6 protein-coding genes are annotated in these 9814 nt (G+C 61.4%); all 6 read left to right on the forward strand.

Annotation, left to right across the window (positions count from 1 at the left end):
* Positions 1 to 20: 20 nt before the first annotated feature.
* A complete protein-coding gene (locus O5O54_RS21125) occupies positions 21 to 806 on the forward strand; it encodes a DUF6118 family protein (protein ID WP_279483839.1) in 786 nt (261 codons plus the stop codon).
* A gap of 357 nt (positions 807 to 1163) precedes the next feature.
* Positions 1164 to 1460: a type II toxin-antitoxin system HigB family toxin gene (locus O5O54_RS21130; RefSeq protein WP_279483844.1), complete on the forward strand. Its 297-nt coding sequence runs from the start codon at positions 1164 to 1166 to the stop codon at positions 1458 to 1460.
* Entirely contained in the window at positions 1457 to 1888 is a 432-nt protein-coding gene (locus O5O54_RS21135; protein WP_279483840.1) for an XRE family transcriptional regulator, read from the forward strand. Before O5O54_RS21130 ends, O5O54_RS21135 begins: the two co-directional genes overlap by 4 nt.
* Positions 1885 to 2778, forward strand: coding sequence for a restriction endonuclease (locus O5O54_RS21140; RefSeq protein ID WP_279483841.1), 894 nt, complete (start codon positions 1885 to 1887; stop codon positions 2776 to 2778). Before O5O54_RS21135 ends, O5O54_RS21140 begins: the two co-directional genes overlap by 4 nt.
* Before the next feature lie 141 nt (positions 2779 to 2919).
* Positions 2920 to 6177 carry a helicase-related protein gene (locus O5O54_RS21145; RefSeq protein WP_279483842.1) on the forward strand — a complete coding sequence of 1086 codons (3258 nt, stop codon included), beginning with the start codon at positions 2920 to 2922 and terminating at the stop codon, positions 6175 to 6177.
* On the forward strand, positions 6174 to 9814 hold a 3641-nt coding region (locus O5O54_RS21150; RefSeq protein ID WP_279483843.1), incomplete at its 3' end, for an Eco57I restriction-modification methylase domain-containing protein. The genes O5O54_RS21145 and O5O54_RS21150, both read left to right, overlap by 4 nt.

A 9814-nucleotide genomic window follows, 5' to 3' on the forward strand; every position in this document is an offset into this window, starting at 1 on the left:
CGGGCGCGAGGGGAAGCGACATGAACGACAGGACGGGACCGGGTCCGGGTCGAGGCGACGAGGACCTGGACGATCCCGCAGTGGCCTTCGGCAAGCTGACGGACACGATCAGCCGCCTTTGCGACGAGGTTCAGGTACTGACGCGCACGATCCTGGCTGACCGCGTCCAGCGCCAGGAGGAGCTGCAGGAGATCGGGAGACGGATCCAGGCCATCCAGGCCTCCGATCCGCGCGAGGATCTCGGCCATGTGGGACGCGAGCTCGGCGCGTTGCGGAAACACATCGACACGTTGAGCCGGCAGCCGCTGCTCGCCAAGGGTCCCGAGCACTTTGATGCCGTCATCACGCAAGCGAGCGCACGAGAGGCTCAGCAGTCGGGAGCGGCGCAGCGAGCGGCGGTCGGGGCGATGGAAGCAGCCACTCGCGACCTGGAGAGGGTGACGAAGGGCGTGCGCAGCCGCAAGCGCCAGCGATGGTGGGTCGGAGGCGCTGCGGCCACCGCGCTCGTGTTTGGCTTCCTGCTCTATCCGTTGGCTGCCACGACGCTGCCGGGCGGGAGCTATCTAGCGGCTGCTGCGACCGGGCAGTGGAGCCGATGGAACGCCGGATTGCAGCTGATGGAAGATGACCACGCGTGGGGTCGGGCCGTCACCGACTTCATGCTGCGCGTCTACAACGAGAACACATCCACTCTGACAAGCTGCTCGGATGCCCGTCGGCAGTCCGGTCGACCGCAGGCCTGCACGGTTCGGATCACGGAGCCTCTGCCGCAGCTGGAGCCGATCGACCTTCGGAATGTTGAGTAGCGGTCTGAGTTGGTGGCGGTCGTCAGACATTCGTGAAACTGCAATGGACGCATGAGGCTTGCATCGGCTGGCACACCATATTGCGCGCCGGGGCTGTTCAGGGTTCGCGGATTTCTTACTGGGAAGCGCCGCTTGCAGCTGACGTGCCGGGGCCATGAAGGTGGCCCCGTTCGTGAACTCCACGATGATCCGTCCTGATGGTCGATCGAACCGGACCGATGCAGGGTAGGTGAGCGCGAACGCTCCTCCTCGCCGCGTAGGTTCTCGGCGCGCGAAGGTGCGAGCACTCTGCCTCCCAGTCCATTTGAAACCCATCACCACCTTGTTCCCAAATGTGGAACGCGCTATTTGATCGAGGTGCAAATTCTCTCGAAGCGAGTGCTGAAACAGTTTTGGGAAACCCATCCCCAAGCCGAGGCACCGCTTCGAACCTGGTACGCCCTCGTCGATAAGGCTGAGTGGAGTACCTCCAATGAGATCAAGGCGCAGTTCGGAGCCAACGTCGATTTTGTCGCTGACAACCGAGTCATCTTTGACATCGGCGGCAACAAGTTTCGCCTGATCGTCCACGTCTCCTACGGGTTTCGCCGCGTCCTGGTGAAGTTCGTGGGGACGCATGCCGAGTACGACCGCATCAATCCGGAGACTGTATGATGGACATCCGCCCGATCCGCACCGAAGCCGATTACGATTGGGCCTTGGCTGAGGTGGAGCAGTATTTTGTCCGTGAGCCCGAGCCGGGCACCGAGGAGGCCGATCGCTTCGACGTGTTGTCCTCCCTGATCGAGGCCTATGAAGCGAAGGCTTGGCCGATCGAGGCACCGGATGCTGTCGACGCCGTCAAGGTGGTCATGGCTGATCGCCATATCTCGCGCGAAAAGCTCGCACCGGTGTTTGGCTCGAAATCGCGCCTGTCGGAGTTCTTAAACCGCAAGCGGGGGCTGACCATGGCCGTCGCGAACCGGCTTCATGACGAACTTCAGATCCCGGCTTCGGTCCTGATCCGACCCTACGCCATGGTGCCGCGTGCGGCGTCCGTAAGGAAGCGGGAGAAGGTTCGAGCTGGCGAGACCGGGGCATGATCGCCAACCAGCTCAAGAAGGACGATTTCTACCTTCCGATCATCCGGCTCCTCGACGGGCTCGGGGGGTCGGCTTCGATCGAAGAGATCGAGCAGAAGCTGATCGAGGAATTCGCGTTCACGGACGAGGACTTAGCCGCCGCTCACGAGAAGAGCGGCACGCCGATCATTCCCAACAAGATCGCCTGGTCGCGGAGCTACCTGAAAGAAGCAGGACTGCTCGCCAACGAACGCCGCGGCGTCTGGGTTCTAACGGAAGATGGGCGCAACGCTCTTGCTGGCGGCGAAGGGGCCGTTCGTGAACGCGTTGTAAACGCTATGCGCGAGTACCAAGCAAGGCGGAAGGCAGCGGCCGAGGCGAGTGCTGCGGAAGAGGTGCCGCCCGTCGAGGCGTTGTCCGAAGACGGCACCACGACGGAAGAAGTGACCGACTGGCGGGACCAGTTGCTGGCAGCGTTGAAGGCTATGGACCCTTCCGCCTTCGAACGACTTTGCCAGCGGCTTTTGCGTGAGAGCGGCTTCGTGAAGGTCGAGGTCACAGGGAAATCGGGTGATGGCGGGATCGACGGAGTCGGTGTCCTTCGCATGAACTTGATCTCGTTCCAGGTCCTGTTCCAGTGCAAGCGCTACGCGGGAGCGGTCTCATCTCCAATGGTCCGAGATTTTCGGGGCGCCATGCAGGGCCGTGCCGACAAGGGCTTGATCATCACGACGGGCAGTTTCACGGCAGACGCACGGCGTGAGGCGACGCGCGATGGCGCGCCCGCCATCGATCTTGTGGACGGCGAACTCCTATGTCAGCTGCTGAAGGAGCGTGGTCTCGGTGTCATCGTCCGCGAGGTTCGAACCGAGGAAGTGACCGTGGACAGTCACTTCCTTTCGTCCGTTTGATCTCGCCATTTCGGACAACGTCCCGCCCGCCGAGGTCAAAGCTGCATACTACGCCACGCTTGAGGCCGCGCCGATCGCCGCGTAGGACTCAACTCAATTAGCCTCCGGCAAATCCGGTGCGGTTCAAGGTAGGGAGCACGGGTGAATTTGAGCGTGGGCCAGTCGGGAATTCGGGACAATCGTCAAAGAGGCACGGTTCATCAATTCATTAGTGATCGTGCATCGTCCGACAGCCGGCTCTCGGTCGTCTCTGCTTACTTCACGACTTTTGCGTACGATCGCCTGCGCGAGACCTTGGACAAGGTTGGCCAGATGCGGTTCCTATTCGGCGAGCCGCGCTTCCTGAAAAACGCCGACAACGCGGGCCTCCAACCGCCTGCCTTCTCATTCGACGAGTCGGGTCTGCGCCTGACGGAGCAGATTCGTCAGCGGGCGGCGGCGCTTCGTTGCGCGCAATGGATCAGGGAAAAGGTCGAGATCCGCTCGGTGAAACGTTCCGGACTGCTGCATGGCAAACTGGTCCATATCGACGATGGCCGACGCCCCCATGCGGTGATCGGTAGCTCCAATTTCACGATTAATGGGCTTGGGCTGGGCAAGGCCCCGAACATCGAACTGAATCTCGTTGTCGACAGTGACCGCGATCGTGAGGATTTGCTCGCTTGGTTCGACGAACTGTGGAGCGACGAAAGTCTGACAGAGGATGTCCGGGACGAGGTGCTGCGGGCGCTGGAGGCCAGCTATGCGCACGCCTCGCCGGAGTTCATCTACTTCAAGACCTTGTTGCACCTGTTTGACGACTTTCTGACCGGCCAAGCCGCCGAAGATGCCCTGATCCAACAGACCGCCTTCGAAGAGACGGCCATCTGGCGCGCGCTGTTCGATTTCCAGCGAGACGGTCTTCGTGCGGTTCTGTCCAAGATCGAGAAGCATGGCGGCTGCATCCTCGCGGACAGCGTCGGCCTGGGAAAAACCTACACTGCGCTGGCAGTCATCAAATGGTTCGAGAAGCGCAATAAAAACGTCCTCGTGCTCTGCCCGAAAAAGCTGCGGGAGAATTGGACAGAGTATCTTGCGACCAACAACAGCGAGATGAACCCCCTTCGTGAAGACAGGTTCGGCTACACCGTCCTGTCCCATACCGACCTGTCGCGTGAACGAGGCCGCGTCGGCGACATTGATTTGAACCGGATCGAGTGGGGCGCCTACGACCTGGTAGTGATCGACGAGTCCCACAACTTCAGAAGCGCAGCGCGGAACAAGACGGCCGGAGGGCGCCGCAGCCGCTATGAGCGACTTATGGACGACGTCATCAAGTCGGGACTGAAAACCAAGGTGCTGTTGCTCTCTGCCACGCCCGTGAACAACGACCTGAGCGACCTGAAGGCTCAGCTCGACCTGATCTCCGCGGATCGTGGCGACGGGTTCAATGACCTTGGCGTGCCAAACCTGGGCGCGCTCATCGGCGCCGCCCAACGCCAGTTTGCCGAATGGGCCAAGATCGGAAGCCGCGACGCGAGCCTGCTGCTGAACAAGCTGCCTCCCGCGCTCTTTGGCCTGCTGGATGGGGTGACCATCGCGCGCTCTCGAAAGCATGTCGAACGGCATTACGCAGCCTCAATGGAGAAGATTGGCGCCTTTCCTAAGCGCGCCGCGCCAGAGTCCGTCTTCGCCACCATCGACACGGCCGGCGCCTTCCCGGCGTTTGAGGATGTGGACGCGGCGATCAGCAAGCTGGAGCTGGCGCTCTATGGCCCCCTGTCCTTCGTGCTCGACCAGCATCGCGCGCTCTACGATAAAGGCGGCAACTTCGATCAGGCCAATCGCGAAAAATATCTGATCGCCATGATGAAGGTCGGCTTCCTCAAGCGGCTTGAGAGCTCTGTGAGTTCTTTCCGTCAGACCATGGACCGGATGATTTCGCGCATCGATCAGCGCCTGTGCGACCTCGAAACCTTCGAGGTGACCGCCGCGATCGAGGTGCCCACGCCGGATGAGACCGAGCTGGACGACGAGCTTGAGGACGCTTTCGAAGTTGGCGGCGCGCTCAAGTACAATCTCGCCCATCTCGACCGCGGAGCCTGGAAGGCTGCGCTTCTGCGGGATCGCGAGCGAATCGCGGCCTTGGCCGACGAAGCCCGGAAGATCACGCCGGATCGTGACGCGAAGCTGGATCGGTTGAAGGCTATTGTGCGCGCAAAGGCGAGCGTTCCCTCCACCAACCGGGACGGTGAGGCGAACCGCAAGGTCATTCTGTTCACTGCCTTCACAGATACAGCGCGCTACCTGTACGACGAGCTGCTTCCGCTCGTACGCGAGTACGGTATCCATGCTGCGCTGGTGACGGGCGATGGCTGCAAGACCACCCTCGGCTCGGCCCGCTTCCAAGACGTGCTGGTGAACTTCGCGCCACGTGCTAAGCGGCGGGCGGACATGCGTAACGCCCAGACGGGCGGCGAAATCGACCTGTTGATCGCCACCGACTGTATCTCAGAGGGCCAGAACCTTCAGGATGCAGACTTGCTGGTGAACGTCGACATCCACTGGAATCCGGTCCGACTGATCCAGCGGTTCGGGCGCATCGATCGGATCGGTAGCCGCAATGCCTCGATTCGTATGATCAACTGCTGGCCCACGGAAGACCTCAACAAGTACCTGCGCCTGAAGGATAGGGTTGAGGCGCGCATGGCCTTGGTCGACCTCTCGGCCACGGGCGAAGACGATCTCCTCAACGCCCGAGCGGAAGCCGAGGGCGATGCGCGCTGGCGCGACGATCAGCTCATCCGCCTCAAGGACGAAGTCTTCGAGCTGGAAGAGTCCACCGGCGGCATCACTCTCTCCGATTTCGCCCTCGACGATTTCCGTGCAGAGCTTCTCGGTTTCGCCCGCGCCAATGAACAGGCGCTCCGTGACGCGCCGCTTGGCCTGCACGCCCTTGTTTCTAACGAAGTTGAAGGCGGCGCCATCGACCCCGGGGTCATCTTCTGCCTGCGGCGGCGGCCGGCCGATCCGAACCCGGAGCAGGCCAAGATTAATCCGCTCGATCCGCACTATCTCGTGCAGCTGAGGGATGATGGCTCTGTGCGGGTCGGCTTTGGCCAGCCCAAGCCAATCTTGGGGGCTTACCGCGCCCTATGCTTGGGCCGGAGCGAGCCGTTCGAAGCGCTCTGCAACGCCTTTGACGACGAGACCGACTATGGCGAAGCGATGGACCGCTACGACGGGCTGATCCGAGCGGCGGTCGCATCCGTCGGCGAGACTTCGGCCTCCCGAACCCTTGCGTCGCTGACTGGCGCTCGCGGCGCCCGCGTGCCGGACGAAGGTGCCCAGGCCCGCACCAGCCTCGACTACGATTTGGTCACCTGGCTCATCATCCGGCCCGGGAAGGTCGGGGCATGACCGATTTCCCGGCGATCGATGGAGCCGTTCGCGCCTTCTCGCACCTTCCGCTGGAGACAGCCGGACGCGAGCTGCTGGGGGTCCTCGGCTATCGTAGTGCCAAGACGATCGAGTTGGACGGACAGCCAAGCTCATTTGCGCAGGAAATCGATCCGGACCGCAAGCTCCAACACCCCTCGGCGCATCTGGATAAATGGCGCGAAGTTCGCTTCCTCTTCCAGCTGACCAACGATGAAATTCCCATGCTTGGCCTCGACGTCGGCGCCATGGATCTGGCCGAGCGCTACGGCAAGAGCATCGTCGACAGCTTCGTGTTTTTGGCCATTGACCTGAAGGGCGAAACTTGGAAGCGCGCGGCTCTCGCAGGAATCACGCGGGCGGTGAACAGCCTGTTTCCTATGCCGGTGATCATCCTGTTCCGGCATGGCCAGCGCTTCTCGCTCGCGGCTAGCGAGCGGCGCCAGCATAAGCGCGATGCATCGCGCGACGTTCAGACTGGCCGCGTGACCATCGTCCTGAACGTCTCCACCCAGCGACCGCACCGTGGGCACGTCACGATCCTAGCGAAGCTCGACTGGCGGGCGATGCGCTCGCGCCCGTCGAATTTCGGCGATCTCTACGCGGGATGGCAGGCGGCGCTTTCGACCAAGACGCTCAATGAAACTTTCTATCGAGAGCTCGCCAACTGGTTCTTTTGGTCTCGCCAGCTAATCACCTTTCCGCGTGGCGCGGGAGATAAACCTGAAGTCCCGCTGATCCGGCTTCTGACTCGCGTCATCTTCTGCTGGTTCATTAAGGAGCGGGGATTGGTGCCCGCCGAACTCTTCCGTTTGGAAGATATCCGGCCCTTGCTGAAAACCGATCCCGAAAAGGCGGCCGATAGTGACAACTACTACAAGGCCATTCTGCAGAACCTCTTCTTCGCCACCCTGAACACCGATATGGGCGAGGGCCGCAAATGGCGTAATCGAAGTGCAGTCGGCGGTCAGGACGGTCATCACCTGATCCACAGCGTTTATCGCTACGAGGAACTGTTCGCCAATCCAGAGGCTGCGCTCGCGCTCTTCCGACGGGTGCCGTTTCTGAATGGTGGGCTATTTGAGTGCCTCGATCGCGAGCTGACGGCGCGCGACTTGGAACGAAATCCTGACCTGGCGAAGATCAGCGACGGCAAGCGCCTTCGCGTTGATGGGTTCTCCGATCATCCGAAGAACCCGTTGCGTGTGCCGAACCGCATCTTCTTCGGCGACGAGCAGAATGTCGACCTGAACGCTGAGTACGAAACCAGCGGGCGGACCTACCAGGCATCCGGCCTGTTCACCCTGTTCGAGAACTACGTCTTCACGGTAGAAGAAAACACCTCGGTCGAAGAGGAGGTCGCACTCGATCCCGAGCTTTTGGGTAAAGTCTTCGAGAACCTGCTCGCCTCGTACAACCCGGAAACCAGCTCGTCGGCCCGCAAGATGTCGGGCTCGTTCTACACCCCGCGCTATGTTGTCGATTTCATGGTACGGGAGACGCTTGCGCACCAGTTCGATGCCGCGTTGAAGGGGCTCATACCTTCAGGCGATCAGAGGCTTCGCCCCCGCGTTGAGCAATTGGACTTCGGCCCCGCGCCAGGCGAGCTGGCCATGGAGCGACCGGCGGCGACATCCAGATCCGCGTCGATCGATGGCGTCGATGCGCGTCTCAAGGACTTACTGGACCCGACTGTGCCTGCCCCTGTCTTCTCTGAAGCGGAGCGGGATGCGTTGATTAGGGCGATCGAGGATTTGAAGGTGCTCGACCCGGCCTGCGGCTCTGGCGCATTTCCCATGGGGATGTTGCAGGCATTGATGGACGCGCTGAAGCGTCTCGATCCCAACAACGATAAGTGGAAGGTCGCCCTGCGCGCGCCGCTGGCGGACCGTGTTGCCCGAGCGCCGCAATACGACATCACGCGGCGGGAAGCGGAGATCGAGGAGGCGGAGGCCGCCCTCAAGGCTTTCGATGAAGAGTTCGCCGACAACGACCTGGCCGACTATGTTCGCAAGCTGCACCTGATAGAGCGCTGCCTGTATGGCTCGGACATTCAGGCGATCGCCATCCTCATCGCTAAGCTTCGGTTCTTCATCAGCCTGGCGGTCGAGCAGACACCCGATCCGGAAAAGCTCGACGACAATCTCGGCATCAAGCCTTTGCCGAACTTGGAAACCAAGCTGGTCGCGGCCAACAGCCTGATCCCCCTTCAACGGCCGTTGCAGGTTGATCTCTTCGCCAATCCGCGGATTGGTGAGCTGGAGCGCCTGATCGAGAACGCGACCCAACGCCACTTTGCCGCGCGAACCATGCGAACCAAGCGCAAATACCGCGAGCTGATCCAGCAGCACCGCGATGAACTGGCAGATATCCTAGAGACAGAGCATTCCCTGCCGCACGCGGATGCGCGGATGGCCGCATGCTGGAACCCATTCGATCAGCAGGCCAGCGCGCCGTTCTTCGACCCCCTGTGGATGTTCCAGCTCCACGACGGCTTCGACATCGTCATCGGCAATCCGCCCTACGTCCGTCAGGAAAAGATCACTTACCAGAAGACGGCGCTCCAAGCCCACTATGGCGGCAAGGACAAGAACGGCCTGCCGCTGGGCAGCTATGCCGGAACGGCGGACCTGTTCGTCTACTTCATCGAACGCGGCGTCAAGCTGCTGCGGCCCGGCGGCACGTTCGCCTACATTACCTCGAACAAATGGTACCGCGCCAAGTACGGCGAGAACCTGCGCCATTGGTTCAACATCAACGCCAAGATTGAGACCCTGATCGATTTCGGCGACGCTGACGTGTTCGATGCCATCGCCTACCCCACCATTCTGATCGCCGAGCGGCGTAAGTCGGCGCGGCGGGGGCCGACCTCGTCTGAACGGTTCCGCGCCCTGAACTGGCAAGACCTGGGCGAAAAGGCTGAGATCGAGGCCTTCCCGGAGCTGCTCAAAAGCGCCGGCTTCGACATGCCCCAGACGGCGTTGGAGAAGGGCGGCTGGCAGATCGAGCCGACCCTCAAGCGCGATCTTCTTGCTCGCATCCGCGCGGCAGGAGTTCCGCTGAGCGATTACGTCGAGGGTCGATTTTATTATGGCATCAAGACAGGCTTTAACGACGCTTTCGTCATCGACGGCGCGACCCGGGCTGCGCTGATTAAGGCTGATCCCAAGAGCCAGGAGATCATCAAGCCCTTCCTGCGTGGCCGTGATGTGAAGCGATGGCGGGTGCAGCCGCAGGAGCTGTGGCTGATCTTCACTAGACGCGGCACGGACATTGATCGCTACCCGGCCGTAAAACGGCACCTGGAGGGGTTTCGCGAAGCCCTCGAACCTAAACCGCGCGGTTACCGTGGGGCAAGTTGGTCCGGCCGGAAGGCGGGTTCATACGAATGGTTCGAGATACAAGACAACGTGGCTTACTGGAGGGAATTCGAGGGGCCGAAGATCGTCTATCCCGATATCTATGAGCACCAGAGCTTTGCTTGGGACGTGTCTGGCAGCTACGGAGGAAACACTTGCTATTTCATACCGACGACCGAGCGCTGGATGACGGCGGTTCTCAACAGTAATGTGATAGAGTGGTACTATCGGCAGGTCTCGAATGCGATCCGAGGTGGGTA

This window comes from Aureimonas sp. SK2 (genome assembly GCF_029813115.1).
Lineage (GTDB): Bacteria > Pseudomonadota > Alphaproteobacteria > Rhizobiales > Rhizobiaceae > Aureimonas.

Coding starts and splice junctions, on each gene's coding strand:
- O5O54_RS21125 (WP_279483839.1), top strand. CDS start 21: ATGAACGACAGGACGGGACCGGGTCCGGGTCGAGGCGACGAGGACCTG.
- O5O54_RS21135 (WP_279483840.1), top strand. CDS start 1,457: ATGATGGACATCCGCCCGATCCGCACCGAAGCCGATTACGATTGGGCC.
- O5O54_RS21140 (WP_279483841.1), top strand. CDS start 1,885: ATGATCGCCAACCAGCTCAAGAAGGACGATTTCTACCTTCCGATCATC.